Source organism: Bowmanella dokdonensis, from assembly GCF_017254865.1.
GTDB lineage: Bacteria > Pseudomonadota > Gammaproteobacteria > Enterobacterales > Alteromonadaceae > Bowmanella > Bowmanella dokdonensis.
The window spans coordinates 1-301 of the sequence record NZ_JAFKCV010000313.1; the positions used below are offsets into that span (position 1 = coordinate 1).

The following is a 301-nucleotide window of genomic DNA, read 5'->3' on the forward strand; positions in this document are numbered from 1 at the left end:
TGATGCTGGCAGACGCTGACAGCCTGCAAGTGCAGTTGAATTGGGCCAGTTGTATAGTGATAGGCCCAGGCCTCGGCCAGGATAGCTGGTCAAGCGCTCTGCTGAATCAAGTGCTGGATTATGTAACAAAACACCCTAAACCTATACTCTTGGATGCTGATGCATTGAATTTGCTGGCCACTTGCCGCACAACCTTACCCTGCCAATGCATACTCACTCCACACCCAGGCGAAGCAGCCAGATTACTGGGCTGCAAAATACAGGATGTTGAAAATAATCGTTACCAGGCCCTGAGCCAGCT

General features: G+C 50.8%; 1 protein-coding gene. It reads left to right on the forward strand.

Annotated elements, in window-relative coordinates:
- Nucleotides 1-2: 2 nt before the first annotated feature.
- Nucleotides 3-301 (forward strand): NAD(P)H-hydrate dehydratase (locus J0A66_RS23900; protein WP_369127393.1); only part of this gene is annotated, 299 nt, incomplete at its 3' end.